Here is a 25,365-nt window from a genome sequence, read left to right on the forward strand (position 1 = left end):
TCAGTAGCGTTGCAACTGCATAAGAACGGAGCGGGTGTGGAGAGGACGGCCTAGCAGGCTGTTCAAGCGTTCACGCAGACGTATGCGCAACTCGGGCTCGCCCACAGGATCATTGAAATCGGGGGTTGCTTCATCAAAGCCGTAGCCGGTTTCTGTCAGCAGCACCCATTCAAAGCGCCGCAGTGCCCCCGCAACAGGAGGACGAGGAACTTGGGCCAGATGCACCAGGGCCTCTTCGTAAGCATCAAATAAAACAGGGTGCGGGTCTTCACGCGGTAGCAGACGAATCAATAACTCGTTCATGTACCAGGCCGACATCAAGGCCCTGCCTTTTAAAGGACGAATCCCGGCACAGTCGGCCCTGATCAGTGTTTTAACTTCGTTCTTGCCCGACCAGGCCAATAACAAAGGCTGAAACACAGATAAAGCAGGCCGCAAAATGGAATGCGGCCTTTTGGCGCCTTTAGCGACCAGGGGCACTAGCCCGTGGTTGCGCGTAAAGGCATGACAGATCAGGGACGTTTCACGCCAGGCACTGGTGTGCAGTATGTAGCCCGCTTCGTCCTGAAAGCGATGACGGGGATTACTCATACCCCAGGTCGCGCAGGACCGCTTCACGATCAGACCAGCCCTTGCGCACCTTGATGTACACATCCAGGAACACGGGCTTGTCGATCAGTTTGGCAATATCTTGGCGAGCCTCGGTCGCGATACGCTTCATGTGCATACCACCGGCTCCCAGCAGAATCGGGCGGTGGCTTTCACGCTCCACCACCACGCAGGCGGCAATACGGGCGCCCTGCTCGTTCTCGTCCCATTGTTCGATCACAACGGTACAACCGTAAGGCAGCTCGTCACCGACCAGACGGAAGATCTTCTCGCGCAGCAGCTCGGAAGTAATGAAGCGCACCGAGCGGTCAGTAATCGTGTCCGCATCGAACATGGCTTCGCCCTCGGGCAAGCGACCAGCGATCTCGTTGAGCAAGTTGTCCAACTGCAAACGCTTGGCAGCGCTGACGGGAATCACGGCACCGTAATCGAACTCCTGGGACAGGCGTGCGATGTAGGGCAGCAACTCATTCTTGCTTTTCAGGGCATCGACCTTATTGATGACCAGAATCGTTTTGCCACCTTTAGGCAGCAAAGGCAGCAGCTCGGCATCCGAAGCCGACCACTTGCCTGCTTCCACCACATGCACCACCACGTCCACATCGGCCAAGGCCTGAGTCACGACGCGGTTCATCATGCGGTTCATGGCACCGCCGTGCTTGGTCTGAAAGCCGGGGGTGTCCACAAACACCATTTGATCGTGATCACGGGTCAACACGCTATTGATGCGGTGACGCGTGGTCTGCGCCTTGCGCGACACGATCGAGATTTTGCTGCCGATCAGGGCGTTGGCCAGCGTGGACTTGCCGACGTTCGGTCGTCCAACAATAGCCACGAAGCCGCAGCGGAAAGGGGTCTCTGTCATTCTGTTTCCTGCGACACTGCCACGGGCAATGTCAATTGTGAGGGGCGACGATGGCGACTGGCGCGCGTCGTCTTGGCTGGAAATTCAGCTTCTAAAATAGCAATGGCCTGTGTTGCGGCAGCTTGCTCAGCAGCACGACGGCTGCTGCCACTGGCACGCACATGGATATTGAGCTTGGCGATCGTGCATTCGATATCGAAGAGCTGATCGTGGGCTGCACCATGCGTGGCCACCACGGTGTACACGGGCAAATCCAGCTTGCGACCTTGCAGCAGCTCTTGCAGCAAGGTTTTGGGATCTTTCCCCAGGGTCTTGGGGTCCACATCCACCAGCATCGGTTCATAGAGCTGGGTGATGACGGTTTGGGCTTGCGTAAAGCCCGCATCCAGAAAGACAGCGCCGAAAATCGCTTCCAGCGCATCCGCCAGGATGGAAGGACGGCGGAAACCACCGCTTTTCAGCTCCCCTTCTCCCAGACGCAAATAATCCGACAAACCCAGACGGGTTGCGATTTCGGCCAGGGCGGCCTGTTTGACCAGGTTCGCTCGCAGGCGCGACAAATCGCCTTCATCAATGCGCTGAAAGCGGTCGAACAACAAGGCCGCAACCGTGAAGTTCAAGACCGAGTCACCCAGAAACTCCAGCCGCTCGTTGTGACGAGCGCTGTGGCTACGATGGGTCAAGGCCTGCTCAAGCAGGCCTGTGTCTTTAAAGGAGTAGCCGATAGCGGCTTCAAGCAGAGCAAGACGTTTCATTAATGGAAGCGACCTATACGGCTAAGTTCGCGGAAATTCATCCAGATAAAGAAGGCGCGTCCCACAATATTCTCATCGGGCACAAAGCCCCAATAACGACTGTCCAGACTATTGTCGCGATTGTCACCCATGACGAAGTAATTACCCTCGGGCACGACACAAGAGACGCCGTTGGAGAAGTACTCACAGGAATCACGATGGGGGAACGCCACGATAGGCATCAAACCCTGAGGCTGAGTCTTGTTCAGCAAGATGTTGTGCTGCACTTTGCCCAGCTCTTCCAGATAACGCCCAATGTAGGCGGAGCGATCCGGTTCGTAGTAATCGCCACTGCGTACTTGAGTCACCACCTGCCCGTTCACGGACAGGACTTTGTCACGGTATTCCACCCGATCACCCGGCACGCCAACAACGCGCTTGATGTAGTCCACGGTGGTATCCACGGGATAACGGAATACAATCACATCGCCACGCTCGGGATGGCCCAGTGGCACAACCTTGGTGCCACTGACCGGCAGGCGGATGCCGTACTCGTATTTATTGACCAGAATCAGGTCGCCATTTTTCAGCGTGGGCAACATGGAGCCCGACGGAATACGAAATGGCTCGATGATAAAAGAGCGCAATACGAACACAAACAAAATGACTGGGAAGAAACTGACGCCATACTCAATCCACCAGGGCATGCGATTGGCCTGGTCATACGCGTCCTGGCGCAATTGCTGCAAATGCTCGGGGTCTTGAGCCGCCGTTTCCGGTACTGCCTGCATCGCGGCCTGCGCACGCGCCAGTCGGCGGGAACGCAGGGAGAAACGATCCAAAAACCAGATTGCGCCGGTCAATAGCAGCAGTACAAACAAAATCAGAGCGAAATCCCAGCTCATCGGTTTCCTTTAAAGAAATTAAAGCAGTCCTGGCTGTGGTCGGCTGGGGTTGCCGACCATAGCATTACTTATCCTCGACCTGCAAAATTGCCAAAAAGGCTTCCTGCGGAATTTCCACGTTACCCACTTGCTTCATCCGCTTCTTACCGGCTTTTTGCTTCTCAAGCAGCTTTTTCTTACGAGAGATGTCGCCGCCATAACACTTGGCCAGCACGTTCTTGCGCAGTGCCTTGACGTTTTCGCGAGAAATCACCTCAGCACCAATCGCGGCCTGAATAGCAATATCAAACATCTGGCGCGGGATCAAGGAGCGCATCTTGGCGACCACTTCGCGGCCACGGTAACGGGCGTTGCTACGGTGCACAATCATGGACAGGGCATCGACCCGGTCGCCGTTGATCAGGATATCCACCTTGACCACATCGGCCGAGCGGTATTCCTTGAACTCGTAGTCCATCGAGGCGTAGCCGCGCGACACAGACTTCAGGCGATCAAAGAAGTCCAGTACGATTTCGGCCAGTGGCATTTCATAGACCAGATTCACCTGACGGCCATGATAGGTCATATTTAACTGCAAACCGCGCTTGACTGTACACAGCGTCATGACCGGGCCCACGTATTCCTGCGGCATTAGCAGCGAAACCACAACAATAGGCTCGCGTACGTCTTCGATATGAGAGACCTCCGGCATGCGGGAGGGGCTTTCAATCATCAGAACTTCGCCATCACGACGTTCGACCTCGTACACCACCGACGGCGCGGTAGTGATGATGTCCATGTCGAATTCACGTTCCAGACGCTCCTGAACGATTTCCATGTGCAGAAGGCCCAGGAAACCGCAACGGAAACCAAAGCCCAGTGCCTGAGACACTTCAGGCTCGAACATCAGGGACGAGTCGTTCAGCTTCAGTTTTTCGAGCGAGTCGCGCAATTGGTCGTACTCACTGCTTTCCACCGGATACAAACCAGCGAACACCTGGGGCTTCACTTCTTTAAAGCCGGGCAAGGCTTTTTCAGCAGGCTTGCCAGCCAGAGTGATGGTGTCACCCACCTTGGCGTGTTCCAGCTCTTTAATACCGGCAATGATGAAACCCACCTCGCCTGCGGACAGGTGAGGACGGTTTTCCGATTTAGGGGTGAACACACCAATGTGCTCGACCAGGTGCGTGGCGCGGGTGGCCATCAGCAGGATTTTTTCCTTGGGCTTGAGCACACCATTGACGATGCGCACCAGCATGACCACGCCCACGTAGTTGTCGAACCAGGAGTCGATGATCAGGGCTTGCAGCGGAGCCGCTGGGTCACCGACTGGTGCCGGTACGCGGGCCACAATGGTCTCCAGGATATCGTCGATACCCAGGCCGGTTTTGGCACTGGCAGCAATCGCATCGCTGGCATCAATACCAATCACGTCTTCCACTTCCTGGCGTGCTGCATCGGGATCTGCCGACGGCAAGTCCATCTTGTTGAGCACGGGAATCACTTCCACGCCCTGATCCAACGCGGTATAGCAGTTGGCAACCGTCTGTGCTTCCACACCTTGGGAGGCGTCCACTACCAGCAAGGCACCTTCACAGGCCGACAAGGAACGGCTGACCTCGTAGGAGAAGTCAACGTGGCCGGGGGTGTCGATCAGGTTCAGGTTGTAAACCTTGCCATCCTGAGCCTTGTAATGCAAAGCGGCGGTCTGGGCCTTAATCGTAATGCCACGCTCTTTCTCGATGTCCATCGAATCCAGAACCTGGGTCGACATCTCGCGGTCGGCCAGGCCACCACAGCGTTGGATCAGGCGGTCAGCCAAGGTCGATTTGCCATGATCGATGTGGGCAATAATAGAGAAATTGCGGATGTGATCCATAAACCCGTTAATAAACAAAGAAAATGTTGAGGCGCAATGCCAGAGAGACGGCACAAGAAAGGGGCGCCCATGACGCCCCTTTTCAGTCCACGCGCCTGAAACGCAAGACCCGTCCTGTCAGACGGGCGCACGTGGAGCCATTATCCATTCGGGGCAGACTGCAGCTCCGAATGGTGGCGGAGAAACTCCGGCCCGTGGCCGGAGTTCATCAATGGCTACCATTTTAGCCGTTTTACAGAATTTTTATTTCGATGGCGTAATCAAAACCCATTGCGACTGGCCTTCACGCAAAACCAGCAAGGCTGCTGCTTTGGATTTATCCAAGGAAGCCACCATTTTAGCGTATTGATCCGGGGTCCCTACGTCTTTATCGTTGACTCGCAAAATAAGGTCGCCCGGCTGTAGACCGGCTTCGCTGGCAGGGGCCGTGGCCTCTGTCACCTGAACGGCACTTTCCACACCCAGACGCTTCAGATCGGCGGCTGGTACTGCCGTCACCTTCAAGCCGAATGCGTCTGCACTGCTGGCGGCTGGACTATTTTTCTCGTCCTTGCTGGCAGTATTGGTATTGCTGGAAGGGATCTCATCAACCTCGATCTTGACGGTCTGTACCTTGCCCTTGCGCCAGATTTCCACCGTAGAGCTTTGACCTGGCTTGGTGCCACCCACAATACGGGGCAGATCTGTCATCTGATTAATGCTGCGATCGTTAAATTTCAGGATCACGTCACCGGACTGGATGCCGGCCTTGGCGGCTGGACCACCCTCTTCCACACTGCTGACCAAGGCACCCTTGCTGTCTTTCAGACCCAGGGCGGTAGCAACATCATCGGCGACCGGCGTGATTTGAACGCCAATACGGCCACGCGTCACTTTACCGTCAGACTTGAGCTGCTCGACCACGCTCATGGCTTCGTCAATCGGAATCGCCAGGGAAATACCCATGAAACCGCCACTGCGCGAGATGATCTGCGAGTTCACACCGACCACTTCACCATTCAGATTGATCAGTGGACCACCGGAGTTACCGGGGTTCACCGCGACGTCTGTCTGAATAAAAGGCAGGTAATCACCCGTTTCGCGATTGATTGCGCTGACAATCCCGGACGTCACCGTCGACTCCAGGCCGAAAGGCGAGCCAATGGCCAGAACCCACTGCCCTTTCTTGAGCTGTTTGGAATCACCAATCGCCATGGGCTTCAAATCTTTGGCTTCGATCTTGATCAAGGCCACATCAGTGCGTTCGTCCGTACCGATGATCTTGGCAGGGTATTCCTTGCCATTGCTCAGGGTCACGAAAATACCGTTGGAATCCGCCACCACATGGTTGTTGGTCAGGATGTAGCCATCAGCAGAAATGATGAAACCCGAACCTACGCCACGCGGCACCGTGCGCTCTTGTGGCTGCTGACCTTCATTACCGCCGCCACGGGGACGCTGAGGAGCCATGCCAGGAGGCATGAAATCCGGCCCGAAGAACCAGCGGAACATATCGTAGGGGTCCGAACCCGGGCCCATGGCAGGGGAACGCACCTGCACGGCCTCGGTAGTGCGGATATTGACAACCCCATCCTCGGTCTTGGCAACAACACCGGTGAAGTCAGGCAAGCCCAGGGTCGTGCTCTGGACTTGCTCGCCCGTCTCTACGGGCTGGGCCTGAGCGTGGGCCATGGGCGCACCGGCCGCAAACAACACGGCAGCCGTCAAAGCCGAAAGAACAGGAATACGCATTTTTAGACTCGATTTTTCCATTCTCAAATACTCCTGGTGGACGATCGTCAATGTGTCCGGGATAGAGGGGTGTACTGTGTACCTTCCAGCAAAGCGCGCAAGGTCTGTACTGGGACCGCGCCCGTGCTCGTCAAAACATAATCATTAATGCGACTGCGGTACATATTCATGGAACCACGGTGAAATGCCCCCAAGCTGTTTTCCTCGGCTTCCGGGGTTCCTACCCGTTCCAGAAAGACCGAAATCGCAGCCAGACCGTCAGACATCATCAAGTGCGTTACCTGACGCCCGGCCCGCATGGGTCTGAGCATCTCGGAACGCAAGCTAAAACCTGCAGGCATGGCCAGATGCCACCCCAGCTCGCTCAAATCAATTTTCTGGACCTCGGGTTCGACCACTTCCCACTTGCTGGGGTTCCAACTGGTACGCAACTCTTGCAGGTCCACCTGCTCGCCAAAGGCGACCGAGGCAAAGGCAATCTGGTCCACTACGACTTGTTGTGGGTCCAAAGTTTGCATTTTCAACAATAAATGGTGATCGGTATCAGCGCAGACCCGATAGCCATAACGCTGCTCATCCTTGGGCACCAGCTCGATCAGGTCGCAGGGCCGCCCGGCAACCCGCTCCGGAGTAGGCAGACGCCGCATGTCGTAGAAATTGGGGAGCTGGCTGACATCACCGACCAGAAAACTGGGAAAACGCTCGTTTTCACGACGTTCGATCACCACCATTTTCTTTTCGGGAATCAGACATTGCGTCACTTCGTTTTGACGCAGGAATTCACGCGGTTCGCCATCCAGAATTTCCAGACGCTCGCGCTCGCCCGTACCGTCAATGATATGAACCAGCTTCATGGACTGGCTGGACTGATCCTGGGTGTAAATAATGACCCCGGAATAATCCAGATCGCGAGCCGCTTTATGAACTTTCTGCAGCCAGGGCAAATCCAGCGGTTCAACCCCGCTAGCGTCCTGAGCCAGTACAGGTGTACACAGCATCGCCAGCGAAAAGGCAAACAAACCCTTGTAGAGACGTGCCAGGGCCACCTGCGACGGCATACGTACAGACCTCATTGACCCAGGGCTCCACTTTCAAAGGAAACATGGCGTACCGGACCGGTACCAACAAAGTCGCGGTGCAAATCCGCGTAATCATTCCAGAGCTGATCGTCCTGAACGCTGGCGACCAATGTGCCGGGCACCGAGCTGATGCCCATATAAGGCAGACCGACCCACAAGGCAGCCGCCACCGCCGCCACCACGGCCAGGCCGCTGACACCATAACGCTGCACCAGAGGCCGTTTCATGGCATTGGGTGCGAGCACGGTAGGCTCTTCATCAATCGCTTTGGACAGGCGCGCGTAAAAGCGATCCGAGGTACGGATCGCCAGCGCGTCGGTACGCATGACGTCGCCAATCAAATGATAGGTATCCCAGACTTGTCGCCCATAAGGGGAGTCCAGTTCCTCGGGGCGTATTTCAGCCTCGCCATCCACCCAGGAGGACACAGCGGCCTCCCAGGCATTGAGTTGGTCTTCATCGGAATGGGATTTCAAGGCTTGCATCATCAATCCTTACCACCGTCGTTCACTATCATCACCATCCAGTATGGGGCGCAATTGTGCAGCAATCGCGTCTCGGGCCCGAAAGATGCGTGAGCGCACAGTTCCTATAGGGCAGTCCATGGTTTGAGCTATGTCTTCGTAGCTCATACCTTCTATTTCACGTAGCACGATAGCCGTCCGCAATTCTTCCGGCAGCGCCTGGATTGCTGTATTCACAGTCTCAGCAATCTGGCGACTGACCATCATGGATTCTGGCGTGCTTATATCGCTTAGGTTGTCGATTCGGTCAAAAGTTTCACCTTCTTCAGTTTCGACGTTCTGCACGGTATTGGGACGTCGTGCTGCCGAGGCCTGCCAATTACGGGCTGTGTTGATCGCAATGCGATACAGCCAGGTGTAAAAAGCACTCTCTCCCCGGAACTGGGGAAGCGCTCGGTATGCTTTGATGAAGGTTTCTTGTGCCACGTCCTCGACTTCGGACGGGTCACGCACCATGCGGCTGAGCAGACGCATGATCTTGCGCTGATACTTCAGTACCAGCAGGTCAAAGGCTCGCTTATCCCCACGCTGAACACGTGCAACTAGTTCGGCATCGGTATCGCGTTCACTCATTAAGAATCCTTGTTCTGAGCACGGACCTGATGGGACAGCCGGTTAACGCATAGACACAATGCCCACCAGGCCTGCTTAGTCTGGGCACCCCGCCATAGAGTCACGGTACAGGGCCCGGTGCTGGCTTGATCCCCCAGCAGACGCAAGGTCATAAACCAGGGAGAGCGCCAGACCTGCTCGATCCGCACGGCTTTATCTACTGACCCGGCGCACTGCAAGGAGTATAGCCCTGCACAATGAGCTAGTGTAGCGTGCTCGTTCCATGCCCGACGACTGCGAGCATACAAAAAATAAGCCCACAAAGCACCTGTTGAAATCGCCAAGGCCACAGGCAATTGCCAGCTATTCATTGTCCAGGCCAAACTCAAGGCCACCAAGGCACAGATAAAAACGCCCAGTCGGCGCATCGGAGCCGGAGCTCCAATCGACCAGGACTGGGCGTTACGAGTGGGGCAGTCTAGCTTAACGAAGACGACGAACCACCATCGAACCGTTGGTGCCACCAAACCCGAAGGAATTGGACAAGGCCACATCAATCTTCATATCACGCGCTTGATTGGCGCAATAATCCAGATCGCAAGCAGGATCCTGATTGAAAATATTGATAGTAGGTGGCGAGATCTGGTTGTACACCGCCAAGGTGGTGAACACCGCTTCAATACCACCGGCCGCACCCAGCAGGTGACCGGTCATGGACTTGGTGGAGTTCACCACCAGCTTGTAGGCGTGATCACCAAAAGCCAGTTTCAAGGCTTCAGATTCGTTCACGTCGCCCAATGGCGTGGACGTGCCGTGAGCATTCACGTACTGAACTTCATCCGCATTGATGCCACCGTTGCGCAAAGCGTTGGCAACACCACGACGAGGACCATCACGGTCTGGCGAAGTAATGTGATGCGCATCGGAGCTCATGCCATAGCCGGAGAACTCACCGTAAATACGTGCGCCGCGTTTCTTGGCGTGTTCGTACTCTTCCAGTACCAGCACACCTGCGCCTTCGCCCAGCACAAAGCCGTCGCGATCCACGTCCCAAGGACGCGATGCCGTTTCCGGATCATCGTTACGGGTGGACAAAGCACGCATGGCGGCAAAACCACCAATCCCCAGGGGGGACACGGTGGATTCCGCACCACCGGCCAGCATGACATCCGCATCGCCGTATTCGATCAGGCGTGCTGCATCACCAATGGAATGCAGACCTGTCGTACACGCGGACACCACGGCATAGCTAGGGCCTTTCAGACCCAGACCGATAGACAGTTGGCCCGATACCAGGTTAACCAGGGATCCAGGCACAAAGAACGGGGAAATCCGACGTGGACCCCGATCCAGATACTCTTTTTGGGTTTCTTCAATACGGGGCAACCCACCAATCCCCGAGCCGACAATAACGCCGACGCGCTCTGCATCAATGCTATTGATATCCAGGCCACAATCCTGCCAAGCCTGCATGCCAGCCACCACGCCATAATGGATAAAGGTATCCATTTGCTTGGCTTCTTTGACTGAAATGTAGGGTGCTAATTCAAAACCCTTGACCTCACCCGCTATTTGGGCGGTTAGGGCTGAAGGATCGAAACGGGTAATACGCCCGATGCCCGAACGCCCATTGACGATGTTATCCCACGCGGTAGGAATATCGTTGCCGACCGGGGAAACAATACCCAGCCCGGTAATCACGACACGTCGTTTCACGGATGACTCCTAAACACAAAAAAAGCGGTTTAAAGGGAATAACTGCGTCTTGCAAGCTAAAGCCGCCGGGCACAAGCTACTCTCTGGAAACCGCTCTGGAGCGAGGGCGTGCACAATGCCGCCCACCCTCTTAATTGAACTTACTGCTTGCTGTGAGAATTGATGTAGTCCACAGCTTGCTGGACCGTCGTGATTTTCTCAGCTTCTTCGTCTGGAATTTCAGTTTCGAATTCGTCTTCGAGCGCCATCACGAGCTCGACCATGTCGAGCGAGTCGGCACCGAGGTCGTCGAGAAAAGAAGATTCGTTTTTGATCTCGGCTTCGTTAACGCCAAGTTGTTCAGCGACGATCTTCTTGACGCGCTGTTCGATGCTTTCCATGCAGATTCTCCAAGTTGGGAAAAATTCCCGCAAATTATAGCCAATCCATACTGCTAAGAGGGATAAGCTATGACAAAAAACGGCGTTCTTGTATGAGGCCCAACGTTATTCTTACAACGCCGGCTCAAGCAATAGGCCCCAAATAATCCCGCAATTTTACCTCAGCCGGGCGCGATGCCAAGCCTTACATGTGCATACCACCATTCACATGGATGGTACTGCCCGTAATATATTGCGCTTGCGACCCGGCCAGGAAGGCGACCGCGTTAGCGATGTCCTCAGCCGCACCCAGTCGTCCCAGGGGGATTTGCGACAAAATAGCCGCCGACTGCTCAGGAGTCAACGAGCGTGTCATGTCCGTATCGATAAAGCCCGGAGCGACACAATTAACTGTAATGTTACGGCTACCCAGTTCGCGCGCCAAGGCACGGCTCATGCCAGCTACGCCCGCTTTGGCAGCAGCGTAATTGGCCTGGCCGGGGTTACCGCTCTCGCCCACCACCGAAGTGATGCTGATGATGCGGCCCCAGCGGGCCTTCATCATGGGGCGGATAACAGCACGCGACAGGCGGAACACCGCGCTCAGGTTCGTCTGGATAACGGCGTCCCAGTCTTCGTCTTTCAGACGCATGGCCAGGTTATCGCGGGTAATCCCGGCGTTATTGACCAGAATGTGCGGGCCGCCATCTTCTTTGCTCAGTGCCGAAATCAGCGCTTCACAAGCGGCAGGATCGTCCACATTCAACATCTGGCCGTAGCTGCCGTTCTGATCCAGCACAGCAGAAATTGCCTGCGCGCCCGCTTCAGACGTAGCCGTACCCACAACCTTGGCACCGCGTGCCATCAATTCTTTGGCAATGGCCTGACCGATACCACGCGATGCGCCGGTTACCAGGGCAGTCTTGCCACTAAGATCCAATTCTTGCATTTACGCTCCCTCCAGGGCTTCTAAGGTGGCCTGCAAGGACGCAGGGTCGCTGATCGACAAGGCGACCAGGTCACGATCAATACGCTTGATCAAACCGGTCAACACTTTGCCAGGACCACACTCAACCACGTGGGTGACACCCTGGGCCTTCATGGCCTGAATGGTCTCTACCCAACGTACGGGATGCCAGGCCTGACGGACCAGCGCATCTTTGATCTGCTCTGGGTCGGTAGGCGCGGCAACGTCCACGTTATTGATCACGGAAACAGCAGGTGTCTGCACTTGCACCGAGGCCAAAGCCTGGGCCAGCACAGCAGCCGCCGGTTCCAGCAAGCTGGAATGGAACGGAGCCGACACAGGCAATACCAAAGCACGCTTGGCGCCTGCCTCTTTGGCCAGCGCACAAGCGCGATCCACCGCTTCCACATGACCCGCAATCACGACCTGAGCCGGTGCGTTGTAATTAACAGCCTGAACCTGTTGACCTTCAGCAGCGCGAGCACACACATCACGCACCTGATCATCATCCAGACCCAAAATGGCGGCCATTGTACCGACACCCAGGGGTACCGCGGCTTGCATGGCATCCGCACGTACACGCACCAAGGGAACGGCCTGCTCCAGGCTCAAGGCACCGGCAGCCGTCAAGGCAGAGTATTCACCCAGGCTATGTCCGGCCATTACGGCAGGAACGGGGCCACCAGCCTGAATCCAGGCCTGGTACATGGCCACGGCGCTAGCCAGCATGACTGGTTGAGTATTGGTGGTCAGGTTCAGCGCATCGGCAGGACCCTGAGCCATCAACTGGGCCAGATCCTGACCCAGCGCCTGGCTGGCCTGTGCAATGGCTTGCTGTACAACAGCCGACTCGGACCAGGCATCAAGCATGCCAACGGACTGCGAGCCTTGTCCTGGAAAGACAAACGCAATTTTCATGGTAGAAAAACCCAAAGAGATGAGGCGGTAATCCGGATCGCGCTACTTAGCAGCGGACCAGCACCGAACCCCAGGTAAAGCCGCCACCCACGCCTTGCAACAGCGCCAGATCCCCGGCACGGATACGACCGTCCCGGCGAGCAGCATTCAGGGCCAAAGGCACACTGGCTGCCGAGGTGTTGGCATGTTGATCAACCGTGATAACCACCTTTTCGGAGGGGATACCCAGCTTACGACCTAGAAAATTGATGATGCGAACGTTGGCCTGGTGAGGAACCAGCCAATTGATATCGGACAAGGAAATGCCCGCCTGTTCACAAACTTGATTGGCCGAGGTGGCCAGAGAGGTAACAGCCAGCTTGAACACAGCCTGACCGTCCATGCGCAGGAAGGGATCGCCCACCACCTGGCCATGCGAGACATTGCCTGCCGCGCACAAAATACCCATTTGGCTGCCATCTGCATTGAGTTGAGCGGCCAAAATACCGGGCTCATCGCTGGCTTGCAGAACCACAGCGCCCGCACCGTCGCCAAACAGGACGCAGGTAGAGCGGTCGTTCCAATCCAGGATGCTGGAGAACACTTCAGCGCCGATGACCAGCGCATTACGCGCACGGCCCGCCTTGATCATGGCGTCAGCCGTTGTCAGCGCATAGACAAAGCCGCTGCAAACCGCTTGTACGTCGTACGCAGCAGCGCCTTTGTTGCCCAGTTCCGCCTGTACCAGACAAGCCGTGCTGGGAAAAACATAATCGGGAGTAGAGGTAGCCACCACGATCAGGTCCAGATCCTGGGCAGCAATGCCCGCATCTTCCAGTGCCTGACGCGCAGCGTGTGTCGCCAGATGACTGGTACGAACACCGGGATCGGCAAGATGACGCTGGTGAATACCGGTGCGCTCGACAATCCACTGATCGGAGGTTTCGATACCCTTTTGAGCCAGCTCAAGCGCTAGATCATCGTTAGACACAATCCGAGGAGGCAGGTAGCCGCCTGTACCGATAATCTTGGCAAATATCGTCATTTTATGTTCCCGATCAAGCCCGTTCTTATGAGGACGAGGGCTCTGAAGTATGGCGTGTATCTGGTTCGCCGCTTTGCGCATCTTGCAAGCTCACGCTTTGCATGATGCGTTCGACTGCCTGGCTGGTGCCGCTGAGCAGACCATTGAGCACCGCATCGCGGGCCCGCTGCAAAGCATAACCGAAAGCATAGGCATCGGCAGAACCATGACTCTTGATAACAATACCGCGTAAACCCAAAAGAGCCGCACCGTTATGTCGACGATTATCCACCCTGTCGCGGAAACGATTCAAGACCGGGCGAGCCAGTAAAGCGGATACTTTGCTCAAGGGGTCACGGGTAAATTCGTCGCGCAGCATGCTGCCGACCATTTTGGCCAGGCCTTCAATGGATTTAAGGACCACATTGCCCACGAAACCGTCGCACACGACCACATTGACGGTACCTTTGCAGATATCGTCGCCTTCTACGTTGCCGTAAAAATTCAGTCCGCTGGAGCGCAACAATTCAGCCGCCTTCTTGACGACCTCGTTGCCTTTGATGACCTCTTCCCCAATATTGAGCAAGCCCACAGTGGGACGCTCGTGGCGATCCACGATACTGGCCAGCGCAGATCCCATAATGGCGAACTGCAAAAGGTGTTCTGCGGAGCAATCCACATTGGCACCCAGGTCCAGCATGATCGTGGCCCCGCCCTTTTGGTTCGGGATGGACGTGGCAATGGCTGGGCGATCAATCCCATCCAGAGTTTTGAGTACGTAGCGCGAAATTGCCATCCATGCGCCGGTATTACCTGCAGAAATGCAGGCATCAGCTATCCCGTCCTTGACGGACTGGGCAGCCACTCGCATGGAGGAGTCTTTTTTGCGGCGCAGGGCCACCTCGACCGAATCGGCCATGGTGACAACTTCGGATGCGGGAAGAATGTCGTACCAGGAGGTATCGACATTACCTTGCGCACGCAATGTTTGCTCGATGGCCTGAGGCTCGCCAACCAATAAGCAGTGCACATCCGGATAGCGCTTGGCAAAAAGCAGCGCTGCAGGGACAGTGACGGATAAACCGATATCGCCGCCCATGCAATCGATGGCAATACGTATTTTTTTGTTAGACATCAAGCATGCAACCTATGTTGCTTGCAACGACAAGGAGACTATTACTCGTCGTTCTTTGTCTTCAGCACTTTACGGCCACGATAGATGCCGTTGGGGCTGATGTGGTGACGCAGGTGCAGTTCGCCAGTCGTAGGCTCGATAGCCGTCGAAGGACCAGTAAGCGCGTCGTGCGAACGACGCATGTTACGCCGGGACGGGCTCTTTTTATTCTGCTGAACAGCCATGATGACTCCTGTAGATGGACAACCCCGAATAAATGGGTGCAGCCCGAAAAAATTAACGAATTAGTAACAAACAATCAAGACTTCTTGAGCGAGCCCAGTACAGCAAATGGAGACGGCCGCTCGAAAGCGGATTCATCCAGGTCGTCAGACTTGGCTTCCATGGACAAGGACTGCGCGTCGGGGCAAACCTCATGGCGCGGCACATACGGCACGCTAAGAATCAGTTCATCCTCGACCAGCCCCAGGACATCCAACTGGCCTTCACACAAGATGCGATCAGGACCTTCCGTATCGTCATCGTCCAGCTCCAGTTCTTCCTCGGTTGCCACAATCTGTACTTCATTAGAAATATCGATGGGCCACTCAAAAGGCTTTACACAGCGCTGGCATTCCAAAATGACGGTGCCTTTGGCCTGCACATGCACAAAACGACGCCGGGCAGAATCTTCCCGACCCGATACACTCCATTCAATGCGCAAATCGCCTTGATCGGGCAAATCGGATACCAGACGAGACATATCTTCCACCAGCACCTGACCCGCCATTTCCTGGGGGGCACGAGCTAGATTCAAGGTGTCGATATACTGTGTCGTCATAGATATGTAAGGCATCAAGCCAGGCTGTACCAGAACCCTGATGCTGTTTTGTTTGTTGCTCGTGTTACTTGTTTTGCTTGTTTGACTGCTTTGCTTTGGTATCGCTTGGGCGCTCTACCACTTTATTTCTTTTTCCTGCCCTTCGCTATTGACGCCTGCAAAGCAAACCCGACAAGCGCCAAGTAAGTCCGCAACCATTTCAATAACGAAGAAAACATTAGATAATACCGTGCTAAGCACAAGGCAGTCAAACCAAAGCACAGCTAAAACACACTATGCGTCTCATCCTTGCATCAAGCTCAGTCTACCGCCGCGCTATGTTAGCGCGTTTGGGCTTGCCTTTCACCTGTCAGTCTCCTGACATTGATGAAACCCCACTTCCCGGAGAGGCTCCAGCCGAGCTCAGCCTGCGTTTGGCCCGCGAAAAAGCGGCCCGCATCAGCCTGCTCAACCCAGGCGCACTGGTGATAGGCTCCGATCAGGTCGCCACCTCCGGCCAGGACGCCATAGGCAAACCTGGCGACCATGCCGGTGCGCAGAAACAACTGCGTCGCCTGAGCGGTCAGCTCATCGATTTCCATAGCGCTTTATGCGTGACGGATGGACAGGAATTCCTGTGCAGCGATATTGTTACTAATTGTCGTTTTCGCGCATTAAGCGATGAGGAAATTGAGCACTATCTGCTTCAGGAACAGCCCTACGACACCGCAGGCAGCGCCAAGGCCGAAAGCCTGGGCATTGCCCTGATGGAGTCCATGCGCTCGGATGACCCGACCGCCATTATTGGCCTGCCTCTGATCGAACTGTGCACCATGCTGCGTCACTTTGGTCTGAACCCCTTGCGCCCCAACCTTCTGACCCCTTCCGTTTAGGACTGATTAGCCCATGCCCCAAGCCGCCCCCTTGCATCTGATTCCCGTTGGCTTAAGTGAGAGCCCGATCAGCGGCTGGCTACCTGCCGATGTACGCGCGCTGACACGCGAACTGACTGTCTTTATTGCTGAGAACGCCAAAACAGCCCGCGCCTTCCTGAAGTTGATTGAACCTGTGGTACCCCTGCAAGAAATCACGATCCACACACTGGATAAACGCGGCAATAAGCCTGGTGAAATGCGTGAATGGCTAAAACCAGCCCTACAAGGCCAAGCCATTGGTCTGGTTTCAGAAGCTGGCTGCCCGGCCGTGGCCGACCCTGGCGCGCTGGTCGTGGCCATGGCACACGAAATGAAGATTCCGGTGCGTCCACACGTGGGCCCCTCTTCCATTTTGCTCAGCCTAATGGCCAGCGGCCTGGACGGCCAGCAGTTTGTGTTCCATGGTTACGCCCCGGTCGATGGCAGCGCCCGCGCCAAGCAGCTCAAGCAATGGGAAAACCAATCCCAAAGTCTGAAGCAAACCCAGATTCTGATCGAAACCCCCTATCGCAACCAGGCCATGTACAGCACTTTGCTGCAGGCTTTGAAGCCCACCACTCGCTTATGCCTGGCTCGTGACTTGACGGGTTCGCGCGAACTGATTCAAACCGCTACGGTAGAACAATGGCGCGAGCGTCAGCCCCCTGCACTGGACAAAACCCCGTGTATTTTCCTGTTTCTGGCTGGCCGCTAAGATGAGCCCCCTGTCTTGCCTCACCCCTGCCTTGAAACGCAGTGTCCAGATCGGCGTCCTTAGCCTGACGGCATTATTAGCCGCCTGTGGCAGCAGTGGCCCTATCAAGTTTGATGATAGCTATAGCGCTCAAGGCCAGAACAGCCGCGTGCGCTATCTGGTTCTGCACTACACCGCAGGCGACCATGCCACCTCGCTGAAGGTGCTGACCCAGCGCGATGTCAGCGCCCACTACCTGATCAGCGACGAGCGCCGCCCTACTGTCTACCGATTGGTGCCTGAAGACCGCCGTGCCTGGCACGCCGGGCTGGGCTCCTGGTATGGCTTCACTGACCTGAACACCGGCTCGATCGGGATTGAGATCGTCAATATGGGTCGTTTGGGCAATGGTCGTTGGGAGCCCTACACTCAAGGGCAAATCAACACCTTGAAAGTCTTGCTGAAAGACCTGGCGCAGCGTCACAACATCTCGCCACGCAATATTATTGGTCACAGCGATGTCGCTCCACAGCGCAAGACAGACCCCGGCCCTCATTTCCCTTGGAAAGAACTGGCTCAGGATGGCATAGGCCGCTGGTACAAGGAATCACAGGCTCGCGCCTTGCAGGCTCAATACGCAACACGCCCGCTGCCCTCTGCCTCTCAAGTTCAGGCCTGGTTGCGCAAGGCTGGCTATGAAACACCGGAAAGTGGCATGTTCGACAAGGCCACACAAAACGTGATCGCCGCCTTCCAGATGCACTACCGCCCTGCCCGCTACGACGGCATTCTGGACGCCGAAACCGCTGCCATTCTGCAAAGTCTGGATTGATAAAAAAACAGGTAATGAGCACCCAGCCCATTACCTGTTTTTTAATGTGCCGTCTTATTCAAAGCAGGCCAACGGCGCAAAATCAACAGCCCCGCCAGTACCAGCCCATAGACGAAAACTTCCACCACATCATTCTTGCCGGTACGGATCAGGTAAAAATGCAGGACGGATAACACCGCCGCCACATACACCGTCTGATGCAAACGACTCCAACCACGCCCCAACCGCTTTTGCCAGCCTTGCGTGGATGTCAGGGTCAGCGCCAATAAAATCAGCACTGCCACTACGCCAATAGCAATCAAGGGCCGCTGCAACACATCCTGCCACATGGATAGCCAATCGCCCGAGCGATCCCACCAGGCCCAGGCCAAAGTATGCAAGGCCGCATAAAAGAAGCTGAACAAACCCAACATGCGTCGCCACCGAACCAGGGCGGGCTGAGCCAGCAAGCGTCGCACCGGACTGAGCGCCAACGTCACCAACAAAAGCACCAAAGCCCAAACTCCACTGGAGCGGGTCAGGAACTCAGCCGGATTGGCACTTAAGCCGCTCGTAAAACCCAGCCAGATCCAGCGCCCCAGTGGATACAAGCCAAATAAAAACACCAAAGGTTTGAGACGATCTAGCTGCGCCGCTTTCCAGGTTGCCATATTAGTAATAGCGCCTTAAATCCATATCGGCATACAAAGCCGCCACATCATCGGCGTAACCATTAAAAGGCAAGGTCGGCTTTTTAGTCGCAAAAAAGCCCGAGCCTATGACTCGCTCCGTGGCCTGACTCCAGCGTGGATGTGGCACTTCCGGGTTCACATTGGCGTAAAAACCGTATTCATGGGGTGCTACGCTCATCCAACTGGATTGGGGCATGGTATCCGTCAAAGTGATACGAACCAGGGACTTGGCAGATTTGAAACCATACTTCCATGGCACGATCAATCGTACCGGTGCACCGTTCTGAGTCGGCAGAGCCTTGCCATACAAGCCTGTCGCCAGGAGTGTCAGCGGATGCATGGCTTCATCCAGTCGCAGCGCCTCCACATAAGGCCAGTCCAGAATACGGGACCGCAGGCCCGGCATGGTTTCAGAGTCGGCCGCCGTTTCAAAGCGCACAAAGCGAGCCTGCCCCATCGGTTCGGCTCGTTGCAGCAAGGCAGACAAGGAGTACCCCACCCAAGGCACCACCATGGACCAGGCCTCGACACAACGCAGTCTGTAAATTCGCTCCTCCAAAGGAGCCAGCTTCAGAATCTGGTCCATATCCAGAGTCAGAGGCTTGTTCACCAAACCGTCTATCTGCAAGGTCCAAGGCTCTGTCTTGAAGGCAGCCGAATTCCGGGCAGGGTCTTCTTTACCAGTGCCGAATTCGTAGAAATTATTGTAGGAGGTGATGTCCGACTCGCTAGTCAGCGCATCGTCCAGCTTCCAACGCTGGGAAGGAGTGGCCTGCAAAGGCTGGCCCACCGGAACAGCCTGAGCCCGACCGGGCAGACTGGCCGCCAGCGCCAAGGCACCGGGAGCCTGCAAAAGTAGACGGCGGCGAGCGCGCCAGACCGACTCATCGGTAATTTCAGAGGGGCGCGGGGCTTGCGAGCGTGATTTGAACATCTCCATCTCCTGTCCTGAAACTAGCTGGCAAGATGGCTACGCAACCCGCTTGCCTCTATTAAATACGTGACAACACCCAATCGCGCATCTGCGCCACATTGTCGACCATCACCGTTGGCTCGGCCTTGGCCAGTGTTTGCGGATCATGCGCGCCGTAGGTGACAGCCACACTATCCATACCAGCATTGCTGGCCATATGAATATCGTGAGTCGTGTCGCCCACCATCAAGACCTGCTCAGGCTCCAGCATCAACTCAGCCAGCAATTGATGCAACATTTCCGGGTCCGGCTTGCTGCGAGTTTCGTCCGCACAGCGGGTGGCATCAAAAAAAGTACTGAGATTGACTTGCTGCAGCACCCTGTCCAGACCTTGGCGGCTTTTACCGGTTGCCACTCCTAAGGCAATCTGGCGACCACGAAGTTCACCCATGAAAGGCAAAATTCCGTCAAATAGCTTGATATGGGGATCTCGCTGCATGAAATGATAGCGATAACGCTCCAGAAACAAGGGCATCTGCTCGGCCGTCAAATCCGGCACGGCACGATACAAGGCACTTTCCAGAGACAAACCAATGACCCAGCTAGCTAACTGAATCGAAGGCACGGGCAATTCCAGATCCGCACTGGCCAACTGAATAGAACTGGCAATTGAGTACGTCGAATCCATTACTGTGCCGTCCCAATCAAACAGAACGGCGGCATAGCGCGTCATAAGGACTTCTCCAAACGATCAAGAAGGGCCTGACAGGCGGCAGGCATGGCGGCCTCCAGAACCAGAGGCTGTCCGGTGACAGGGTGATCAAACTCCAGGCGTCCTGAATGCAGGAACATGCGCTTGAAGCCCTGGCGCGCGAATTGTTCGCGCAGGGCATCGTCACCATACTTGTCGTCACCCACAATTGGAAAGCCCGAATGGGCCAAATGAACCCGGATCTGGTGGGTACGGCCCGTTTTCAGCTCCGCCTGCACCAGGCTGAAGCGGCCAAAACGACGCTGCATGGTGATGATGGTATGCGCAGGCTTACCCGTAGGGTCAACCTTGACACGCCGCTCACCACTTTCTGTCAGCCAGCGTAGCAAGGGAAAGCGAATGTGCTGACGATCATTGACCCAATCGCCCTGCACCAGCGCCCAATAAAACTTGCGGGCACGAATTTCACGGAACATATCATGCAAGCCCACCAGGGCGGCACGACGTTTGGCAATAATCAACAAACCGGATGTGTCCCGGTCCAGGCGATGGGCCAGTTCCAGGAATGGCTCTTGAGGACGAGCGGCGCGCAACTGTTCGATCACGCCGAAAGACACACCGCTGCCACCGTGCACCGCCACACCGGCGGGCTTGTCGATCACCATCAGATGCTCGTCCTCGAACACCACCGGAAAAACAGCGGCAGGGACATGACGGGGCTGCTCGGGCTCGGGCAGACGCAGGGGCGGAATCCGCACCATATCGCCATCCTGAAGACGGTAATCACTGCTGACACGGCCTTTATTGACCCGTACTTGCCCGCCGCGAATGGCTTTATAGATGTGGCTTTTTGGCACCCCTTTACATTCGCGTAACAAAAAATTATCTATACGCTGACCCGCCCGCGTTTCATCAATGCGTAGTATTCGCACTTGGGGGGCAGATCTTTGTGATTCATGAGGTTTGCACATAACAAAAAGGGGCATATAATCGCTTCAGCCTATGGAAGCTGAGACTGGGTCCAGCGTAGAGATGCAAAGGGTGCGTCTCCGTTGGATGACCAAGGACTGATAATTGTATCCTTGAGTTCCAGCTTCCGGGTCATAAGGTCGCCGGGGTGAGTCCGAAATAGCGAAAGTCGTGTGGCAAGAAGGCCCGCTTTCCAAGAGATGTTTTCCTCCCGCGTGCCGCGCTGAATTCCTGCACAGATTGTCCCGCTCTTTTGCACCAGCCGCATGATTTATGCAGCTGCCGTTCCCCAGCAATTTTATATTCGTCAAACACACATCGTGACCCTGACCCCCCTGCTGATTGAACTTCGCGCTTTGGCGCGACTCGTGCCTCCCAGACTATAAGCCGGTAGGCCGATTTTGCCTGCCTGCACCAAACTGATGCAGCTATAGCGCTACACACCCTGTGACCCGCGGTCGTGCGCCGATATTTCGGTGCTCCATGACAACGGAGATCCACACTCATGAAACGCATGTTGTTCAATGCGACGCATCAAGAAGAACTACGCGTCGCCATTGTCGACGGTCAAAAACTGATTGACCTCGACATCGAAACAGCCGGGCGCGAACAGCGCAAAGGCAACATTTACAAAGGGGTCATCACCCGCATCGAACCCGGCCTGGAAGCCTGCTTCGTCAGCTACGGTGAAGAGCGTCACGGCTTTCTGCCTTTCAAAGAAGTGGCTCGCAGCTACTTCAAAGAAGGCGTTGATGTCCGTACTGCCCGCATCCAGGACGCCCTGGTCGAAGGCCAGGAACTGATCATCCAGGTTGAAAAAGAAGAGCGTGGCAACAAGGGCGCTGCCCTGACCACCTTTATTTCCCTGGCTGGCCGCTACCTGGTTCTGATGCCCAACAACCCTCGCGGGGGTGGCGTATCGCGCCGTGTTGAAGGCGAAGACCGCCAGGAACTGCGCGAGGCGATGGACCAACTGGACATCCCTCAAGGCATGAGCATCATTGCTCGCACTGCAGGTATCGGCCGCAGCGTCGAAGAACTGCAGTGGGACTTGAACTACCTGATGCAGTTGTGGACCGCCATTGACGGCGCAGCCCGCGACAACGCCGCTCCCATCCTGATTTATCTGGAATCCAGCCTGGTTATCCGGGCTATTCGCGATTATTTTTCGCCCGATATCGGCGAGATCCTGATCGACACGGATGAAATTCACGAGCAGGCCGCCGCTTTCATGAGCGTGGTCATGCCCGACAATCTGCATCGCGTGAAGATGTACCGCGATGACATCCCCCTGTTCTCGCGCTTTCAGATCGAACACCAGATCGAAACCGCCTACTCGCGTACCGTGCAATTGCCTTCGGGCGGTGCTGTCGTTATCGACCACACCGAAGCTCTGGTTGCTATCGACGTGAACTCGGCCCGCTCCACGCGTGGTGCCGACATTGAAGAAACCGCCCTGCGCACCAACCAGGAAGCCGCCGACGAAGTGGCCCGCCAGTTGCGTCTGCGTGACTTGGGTGGCCTGATTGTTATCGACTTCATCGATATGGAAGACAGCAAGAACCAGCGTGCTGTCGAACAACGCCTGCGTGATGCCCTGCACCTGGACCGCGCCCGCGTCCAGATGGGCAAGATCTCGCGCTTTGGTCTGATGGAACTGTCCCGTCAGCGCCTGCGCCCTGCCCTGAACGAAGGCTCCCACATTACTTGCCCACGATGCACCGGCACTGGCGTGATTCGCGATGCCGAATCCAGCGCCCTGCACGTACTGCGTCTGCTGCAAGAAGAAGCCATGAAAGAAGGCACCGCCGCCCTGCACGCTCAAGTGCCGGTGGATGTCGCTACCTTCCTGCTGAACGAAAAACGCGCCGACATCACCAAGATCGAATCGCGCTTGAACATTGCCCTGATCCTGATTCCCAACAAGAATCTGGAAACTCCGCACCACATCATCGAGCGCCTGCGTCACGACGATCCTCGTCTGGACGAACTGCGCAGCAGCTACGAGCTGGTTCAGCAACCTGAACAGCAAGACAGCCTGGTGCCGCACCGCAGCCACGAAATCAAGCCTCGTCCAGAAGCCCTGGTCAAGAGCACCACACCGGCCCAGCCTGCTCCCATGAGCAAGCCTGCCGCTGCGGCCGCCGCCAGCGCCGCTGCCAAAGACAATCAACCCGGCCTGCTCAAGCGCCTGCTGAACTGGTTGTCCGGCAAACCCGCCGAACCGGTTGCGGAAGCTGCCAAATCTGACAGCAGCAAATCCTCCTCGGGTCGCCGCCAAGGCCGTCCTGGCCAGTCCAACAGTGGTCGCGGTCAAGGTGGACGTGGTCGCCGCCAGTCCAACCGCCCCGAAGCCGCTCAGGAAGAAAAAGCCAGCACGGAGAACACCAGCAACAATACGCGCGGTCGCCGCCGTAACGCCTCTGCCGGTAACGACTCCGCTCTGGAAACCCCACAAAGCGCCAACGCCGCACCCGCTACAGCCACCACAGACGAAGGCAGCAGCAACAGCCGCAACCCACGCAATCGTCGTGGCCGTGGCCGCCAACGTCGCGAAGAAGGCAGTGCAGAAAACGTTGAGCTGAACAAAGACGTCGCCAGCACGGACGCCCAGCCAGAACAGGCTGCAGCAGCCGTTGCCAGCGTCGCCGCAGTCGCTGCCATTTCCGCCACCAAGCAAGAAGCACAAAACCGTGCCGAACAGCAGGCAGAGGCCGATAACGCCGACACCAGCGATAGCTCGGATGTGGATACAGATGACAACAACGAAAACGGAGCCCTGGACCCAGAGCGCAAGCGTCGTCGTCGTCGCAGCCGTCGTGGTCGTCGTAGCACCGACGCCAACGCCGTAGCCGAAAACGAAGAGAACAACGAAGAAGGCAACTCGGGTGCCTACGTTGCTCACGAAACGCCTAGCTTCAACCCTGCCGCCCTGAATGCTGAAGAACAGGCTGAACAGACTGCCCAAGCCGCTGCAGCAGAGCCTGCACAAGCCCAGGCAGCCGTAGAAGCACCAGCCGCCCAGGAAAGCACTCCAGTCGTCGCCAACACCGCTCAGGAAAGCCCTGAAGCCGCCCCTGCTCCAGTGGCTGCCCAGGAAAGCGTCCCTGCACAGCAAGTTGAATCGACTGCAAGCGCAGTTAGCGAAGCAACACCAGCCCAAGAGCCAGCAATCGCTACCGCTCCTGTAGCTGAACAAGTGCAGACCCAGGTCGTTGCAGAAACAGCTCCTGCTGTTGAAGCCCCTGCCGCTGAAACCCCTGCCATTGAAACGCCGGTAGCAGAAAGCCGCGACACTGAGATTGCTCAGCAAGCAGAAGAAGCCACCAGCACTCAGCCAGAACCTGTCGCTGCTGACGCAACTCCTGCCCAGGAAGAAGCTGCTGCCCCCGTTGCAGAAGCCGCTCAAGAAACACCTGCTGCTGAAGAAGTAAAAGCTGAAGCCGCAGCCCCTGTTGCAGAGCCTGTACGTGAAGAAGCTGCAAACGTACAAGCAGAGCCTGCCGTTGAAGCTGCTGCTGAAGTAGCTACCGCTGAAGTCGCTCCTGTAGAAGCAGCTCCAGTCGAAACCGTTACAGAAGTCGCAGAAACACCTGCCGCTGCTGTTGAAACATCGGCACCTGCTGCCGAAGCTCCAAAGCCAGCCGCAGCCCCTCTGGACGCTGTCCTGAACGCAGCCGGTATCGAACTGGTAGAAACAGCCCGCTCGGCAGTGCAGGACGATTACCAAGCGGCTCCCGTCCGTTTGGGTCGCCCACGCAAACGCCCAGCTCAGACTGAAGCCAACGAACCGATGCAACAGGTCGAAACGCAGTAAAAAGCCAGACTAAAAACGCCGCCCTCAAGGGCGGCTTTTTTTTATGCTCGTTATATTTATTGATAGCAATCGCCCGAGAGCCACCACCA

The 25,365-nt window shown here is 56.2% G+C and carries 26 protein-coding genes; 4 read left to right on the forward strand and 22 right to left on the reverse strand.

From position 1 onward, the window contains the following. The 18 genes from recO to OSH09_RS06895 form a co-directional block, all read right to left on the reverse strand. Nucleotides 1–591: a DNA repair protein RecO gene (gene recO, locus OSH09_RS06810; RefSeq protein ID WP_207875361.1), complete on the reverse strand. Its 591-nt coding sequence runs from the start codon at nucleotides 589–591 to the stop codon at nucleotides 1–3. Next, nucleotides 584–1,474 (reverse strand): GTPase Era, encoded by an 891-nt coding sequence (gene era / locus OSH09_RS06815; RefSeq protein WP_207875362.1) that lies wholly within the window; start codon nucleotides 1,472–1,474, stop codon nucleotides 584–586. Before era ends, recO begins: the two co-directional genes overlap by 8 nt. Next, nucleotides 1,471–2,229 (reverse strand): ribonuclease III, encoded by a 759-nt coding sequence (rnc, locus tag OSH09_RS06820; RefSeq protein WP_009456563.1) that lies wholly within the window; start codon nucleotides 2,227–2,229, stop codon nucleotides 1,471–1,473. The genes era and rnc overlap by 4 nt, the downstream gene beginning before the upstream one ends. Next, nucleotides 2,229–3,113 carry a signal peptidase I gene (gene lepB / locus OSH09_RS06825; RefSeq protein WP_222666926.1) on the reverse strand — a complete coding sequence of 295 codons (885 nt, stop codon included), beginning with the start codon at nucleotides 3,111–3,113 and terminating at the stop codon, nucleotides 2,229–2,231. The genes rnc and lepB overlap by 1 nt, the downstream gene beginning before the upstream one ends. A 64-nt stretch (nucleotides 3,114–3,177) precedes the next feature. Then, a complete protein-coding gene (gene lepA, locus OSH09_RS06830) occupies nucleotides 3,178–4,971 on the reverse strand; it encodes a translation elongation factor 4 (protein ID WP_207875364.1) in 1,794 nt (597 codons plus the stop codon). Between the two features lie 243 nt (nucleotides 4,972–5,214). Then, complete coding sequence (locus tag OSH09_RS06835; RefSeq protein WP_207875365.1) at nucleotides 5,215–6,723, reverse strand: DegQ family serine endoprotease; 1,509 nt, start codon at nucleotides 6,721–6,723, stop codon at nucleotides 5,215–5,217. A gap of 26 nt (nucleotides 6,724–6,749) precedes the next feature. Continuing rightward, nucleotides 6,750–7,775 carry a MucB/RseB C-terminal domain-containing protein gene (locus tag OSH09_RS06840; protein ID WP_222666923.1) on the reverse strand — a complete coding sequence of 342 codons (1,026 nt, stop codon included), beginning with the start codon at nucleotides 7,773–7,775 and terminating at the stop codon, nucleotides 6,750–6,752. Then, nucleotides 7,772–8,266: a sigma-E factor negative regulatory protein gene (locus OSH09_RS06845; RefSeq protein WP_266120515.1), complete on the reverse strand. Its 495-nt coding sequence runs from the start codon at nucleotides 8,264–8,266 to the stop codon at nucleotides 7,772–7,774. The genes OSH09_RS06840 and OSH09_RS06845 overlap by 4 nt, the downstream gene beginning before the upstream one ends. Nucleotides 8,267–8,275: 9 nt before the next feature. Continuing rightward, nucleotides 8,276–8,878 carry an RNA polymerase sigma factor RpoE gene (rpoE, locus tag OSH09_RS06850; RefSeq protein WP_207875367.1) on the reverse strand — a complete coding sequence of 201 codons (603 nt, stop codon included), beginning with the start codon at nucleotides 8,876–8,878 and terminating at the stop codon, nucleotides 8,276–8,278. Continuing rightward, complete coding sequence (locus OSH09_RS06855) at nucleotides 8,878–9,285, reverse strand: hypothetical protein (RefSeq protein WP_266120516.1); 408 nt, start codon at nucleotides 9,283–9,285, stop codon at nucleotides 8,878–8,880. The genes rpoE and OSH09_RS06855 overlap by 1 nt, the downstream gene beginning before the upstream one ends. Before the next feature lie 55 nt (nucleotides 9,286–9,340). Next, nucleotides 9,341–10,573 (reverse strand): beta-ketoacyl-ACP synthase II, encoded by a 1,233-nt coding sequence (gene fabF / locus OSH09_RS06860; RefSeq protein ID WP_207875369.1) that lies wholly within the window; start codon nucleotides 10,571–10,573, stop codon nucleotides 9,341–9,343. Nucleotides 10,574–10,713: 140 nt separating this feature from the next. Beyond that, nucleotides 10,714–10,953 (reverse strand): acyl carrier protein, encoded by a 240-nt coding sequence (acpP, locus tag OSH09_RS06865; protein ID WP_003800961.1) that lies wholly within the window; start codon nucleotides 10,951–10,953, stop codon nucleotides 10,714–10,716. Nucleotides 10,954–11,137: 184 nt separating this feature from the next. Next, nucleotides 11,138–11,881 carry a 3-oxoacyl-ACP reductase FabG gene (gene fabG / locus OSH09_RS06870; RefSeq protein WP_207875370.1) on the reverse strand — a complete coding sequence of 248 codons (744 nt, stop codon included), beginning with the start codon at nucleotides 11,879–11,881 and terminating at the stop codon, nucleotides 11,138–11,140. Beyond that, the gene (fabD, locus tag OSH09_RS06875; RefSeq protein ID WP_207875371.1) at nucleotides 11,882–12,817 is read right to left on the reverse strand and encodes an ACP S-malonyltransferase; all 936 of its coding nucleotides are present in this window, start codon (nucleotides 12,815–12,817) and stop codon (nucleotides 11,882–11,884) included. It lies immediately after the preceding gene. A gap of 46 nt (nucleotides 12,818–12,863) precedes the next feature. After that, nucleotides 12,864–13,841: a beta-ketoacyl-ACP synthase III gene (locus OSH09_RS06880; RefSeq protein WP_207875372.1), complete on the reverse strand. Its 978-nt coding sequence runs from the start codon at nucleotides 13,839–13,841 to the stop codon at nucleotides 12,864–12,866. 25 nt (nucleotides 13,842–13,866) lie between these two features. After that, nucleotides 13,867–14,955 (reverse strand): phosphate acyltransferase PlsX, encoded by a 1,089-nt coding sequence (gene plsX / locus OSH09_RS06885; RefSeq protein WP_207875373.1) that lies wholly within the window; start codon nucleotides 14,953–14,955, stop codon nucleotides 13,867–13,869. Nucleotides 14,956–14,996: 41 nt separating this feature from the next. Continuing rightward, the gene (rpmF, locus tag OSH09_RS06890; RefSeq protein ID WP_003800968.1) at nucleotides 14,997–15,179 is read right to left on the reverse strand and encodes a 50S ribosomal protein L32; all 183 of its coding nucleotides are present in this window, start codon (nucleotides 15,177–15,179) and stop codon (nucleotides 14,997–14,999) included. 74 nt (nucleotides 15,180–15,253) lie between these two features. Continuing rightward, complete coding sequence (locus OSH09_RS06895) at nucleotides 15,254–15,775, reverse strand: YceD family protein (protein ID WP_207875374.1); 522 nt, start codon at nucleotides 15,773–15,775, stop codon at nucleotides 15,254–15,256. 275 nt (nucleotides 15,776–16,050) lie between these two features. Between OSH09_RS06895 and OSH09_RS06900 the strand changes: the two genes are divergently transcribed. The 3 genes from OSH09_RS06900 to OSH09_RS06910 are packed head-to-tail and all read left to right on the forward strand — an operon-like array spanning nucleotide 16,051 to nucleotide 18,194. After that, nucleotides 16,051–16,647 carry a Maf family nucleotide pyrophosphatase gene (locus OSH09_RS06900; RefSeq protein ID WP_207875375.1) on the forward strand — a complete coding sequence of 199 codons (597 nt, stop codon included), beginning with the start codon at nucleotides 16,051–16,053 and terminating at the stop codon, nucleotides 16,645–16,647. A gap of 13 nt (nucleotides 16,648–16,660) precedes the next feature. After that, nucleotides 16,661–17,383, forward strand: a complete 723-nt coding sequence (locus OSH09_RS06905) for an SAM-dependent methyltransferase (RefSeq protein ID WP_266120517.1) — start codon at nucleotides 16,661–16,663, stop codon at nucleotides 17,381–17,383. A gap of 1 nt (nucleotide 17,384) precedes the next feature. Continuing rightward, on the forward strand, nucleotides 17,385–18,194 hold the full coding sequence (locus OSH09_RS06910; protein ID WP_207875377.1) for a peptidoglycan recognition protein family protein: 810 nt from the start codon (nucleotides 17,385–17,387) through the stop codon (nucleotides 18,192–18,194). Between the two features lie 41 nt (nucleotides 18,195–18,235). Here the strand turns inward: OSH09_RS06910 and OSH09_RS06915 are convergent, their stop codons facing one another. From OSH09_RS06915 to OSH09_RS06930, 4 genes are read right to left on the reverse strand one after another with little or no spacing between them, the layout of a single operon-like run. Next, complete coding sequence (locus OSH09_RS06915) at nucleotides 18,236–18,844, reverse strand: protein-methionine-sulfoxide reductase heme-binding subunit MsrQ (protein WP_266120518.1); 609 nt, start codon at nucleotides 18,842–18,844, stop codon at nucleotides 18,236–18,238. Nucleotide 18,845: 1 nt separating this feature from the next. Beyond that, nucleotides 18,846–19,799: a protein-methionine-sulfoxide reductase catalytic subunit MsrP gene (msrP, locus tag OSH09_RS06920; RefSeq protein ID WP_266120519.1), complete on the reverse strand. Its 954-nt coding sequence runs from the start codon at nucleotides 19,797–19,799 to the stop codon at nucleotides 18,846–18,848. A 58-nt stretch (nucleotides 19,800–19,857) separates the two neighbouring features. Further along, complete coding sequence (locus tag OSH09_RS06925) at nucleotides 19,858–20,511, reverse strand: HAD-IA family hydrolase (protein ID WP_207875380.1); 654 nt, start codon at nucleotides 20,509–20,511, stop codon at nucleotides 19,858–19,860. Beyond that, nucleotides 20,508–21,476 (reverse strand): RluA family pseudouridine synthase, encoded by a 969-nt coding sequence (locus tag OSH09_RS06930; protein WP_376912087.1) that lies wholly within the window; start codon nucleotides 21,474–21,476, stop codon nucleotides 20,508–20,510. The genes OSH09_RS06925 and OSH09_RS06930 overlap by 4 nt, the downstream gene beginning before the upstream one ends. Before the next feature lie 488 nt (nucleotides 21,477–21,964). Here OSH09_RS06930 and OSH09_RS06935 point away from each other — a divergent pair, with 488 nt between their 5' ends. Then, nucleotides 21,965–25,276 (forward strand): Rne/Rng family ribonuclease, encoded by a 3,312-nt coding sequence (locus OSH09_RS06935; RefSeq protein ID WP_266120520.1) that lies wholly within the window; start codon nucleotides 21,965–21,967, stop codon nucleotides 25,274–25,276. Nucleotides 25,277–25,365: the final 89 nt, after the last annotated feature.

This window comes from Alcaligenes parafaecalis (assembly GCF_026344135.1).
Lineage (GTDB): Bacteria > Pseudomonadota > Gammaproteobacteria > Burkholderiales > Burkholderiaceae_B > Alcaligenes > Alcaligenes parafaecalis.

Excerpts from the sequence above, each read along its gene's own strand:
- OSH09_RS06910 (WP_207875377.1), top strand. The coding sequence starts at position 17,385 with ATGAGCCCCCTGTCTTGCCTCACCCCTGCCTTGAAACGCAGTGTCCAG.
- rpoE (WP_207875367.1), bottom strand. The coding sequence starts at position 8,878 with ATGAGTGAACGCGATACCGATGCCGAACTAGTTGCACGTGTTCAGCGT.
- OSH09_RS06935 (WP_266120520.1), top strand. The coding sequence starts at position 21,965 with ATGAAACGCATGTTGTTCAATGCGACGCATCAAGAAGAACTACGCGTC.
- OSH09_RS06925 (WP_207875380.1), bottom strand. The coding sequence starts at position 20,511 with ATGACGCGCTATGCCGCCGTTCTGTTTGATTGGGACGGCACAGTAATG.
- OSH09_RS06835 (WP_207875365.1), bottom strand. The coding sequence starts at position 6,723 with ATGGAAAAATCGAGTCTAAAAATGCGTATTCCTGTTCTTTCGGCTTTG.
- OSH09_RS06895 (WP_207875374.1), bottom strand. The coding sequence starts at position 15,775 with ATGACGACACAGTATATCGACACCTTGAATCTAGCTCGTGCCCCCCAG.
- lepA (WP_207875364.1), bottom strand. The coding sequence starts at position 4,971 with ATGGATCACATCCGCAATTTCTCTATTATTGCCCACATCGATCATGGC.
- OSH09_RS06845 (WP_266120515.1), bottom strand. The coding sequence starts at position 8,266 with ATGCAAGCCTTGAAATCCCATTCCGATGAAGACCAACTCAATGCCTGG.
- plsX (WP_207875373.1), bottom strand. The coding sequence starts at position 14,955 with ATGTCTAACAAAAAAATACGTATTGCCATCGATTGCATGGGCGGCGAT.
- fabG (WP_207875370.1), bottom strand. The coding sequence starts at position 11,881 with ATGCAAGAATTGGATCTTAGTGGCAAGACTGCCCTGGTAACCGGCGCA.
- OSH09_RS06930 (WP_376912087.1), bottom strand. The coding sequence starts at position 21,476 with ATGCCCCTTTTTGTTATGTGCAAACCTCATGAATCACAAAGATCTGCC.
- OSH09_RS06905 (WP_266120517.1), top strand. The coding sequence starts at position 16,661 with ATGCCCCAAGCCGCCCCCTTGCATCTGATTCCCGTTGGCTTAAGTGAG.
- OSH09_RS06880 (WP_207875372.1), bottom strand. The coding sequence starts at position 13,841 with ATGACGATATTTGCCAAGATTATCGGTACAGGCGGCTACCTGCCTCCT.
- acpP (WP_003800961.1), bottom strand. The coding sequence starts at position 10,953 with ATGGAAAGCATCGAACAGCGCGTCAAGAAGATCGTCGCTGAACAACTT.
- recO (WP_207875361.1), bottom strand. The coding sequence starts at position 591 with ATGAGTAATCCCCGTCATCGCTTTCAGGACGAAGCGGGCTACATACTG.
- OSH09_RS06855 (WP_266120516.1), bottom strand. The coding sequence starts at position 9,285 with ATGCGCCGACTGGGCGTTTTTATCTGTGCCTTGGTGGCCTTGAGTTTG.
- fabD (WP_207875371.1), bottom strand. The coding sequence starts at position 12,817 with ATGAAAATTGCGTTTGTCTTTCCAGGACAAGGCTCGCAGTCCGTTGGC.
- OSH09_RS06900 (WP_207875375.1), top strand. The coding sequence starts at position 16,051 with ATGCGTCTCATCCTTGCATCAAGCTCAGTCTACCGCCGCGCTATGTTA.
- era (WP_207875362.1), bottom strand. The coding sequence starts at position 1,474 with ATGACAGAGACCCCTTTCCGCTGCGGCTTCGTGGCTATTGTTGGACGA.
- msrP (WP_266120519.1), bottom strand. The coding sequence starts at position 19,799 with ATGTTCAAATCACGCTCGCAAGCCCCGCGCCCCTCTGAAATTACCGAT.
- rpmF (WP_003800968.1), bottom strand. The coding sequence starts at position 15,179 with ATGGCTGTTCAGCAGAATAAAAAGAGCCCGTCCCGGCGTAACATGCGT.
- OSH09_RS06840 (WP_222666923.1), bottom strand. The coding sequence starts at position 7,775 with ATGAGGTCTGTACGTATGCCGTCGCAGGTGGCCCTGGCACGTCTCTAC.
- rnc (WP_009456563.1), bottom strand. The coding sequence starts at position 2,229 with ATGAAACGTCTTGCTCTGCTTGAAGCCGCTATCGGCTACTCCTTTAAA.
- OSH09_RS06915 (WP_266120518.1), bottom strand. The coding sequence starts at position 18,844 with ATGGCAACCTGGAAAGCGGCGCAGCTAGATCGTCTCAAACCTTTGGTG.
- lepB (WP_222666926.1), bottom strand. The coding sequence starts at position 3,113 with ATGAGCTGGGATTTCGCTCTGATTTTGTTTGTACTGCTGCTATTGACC.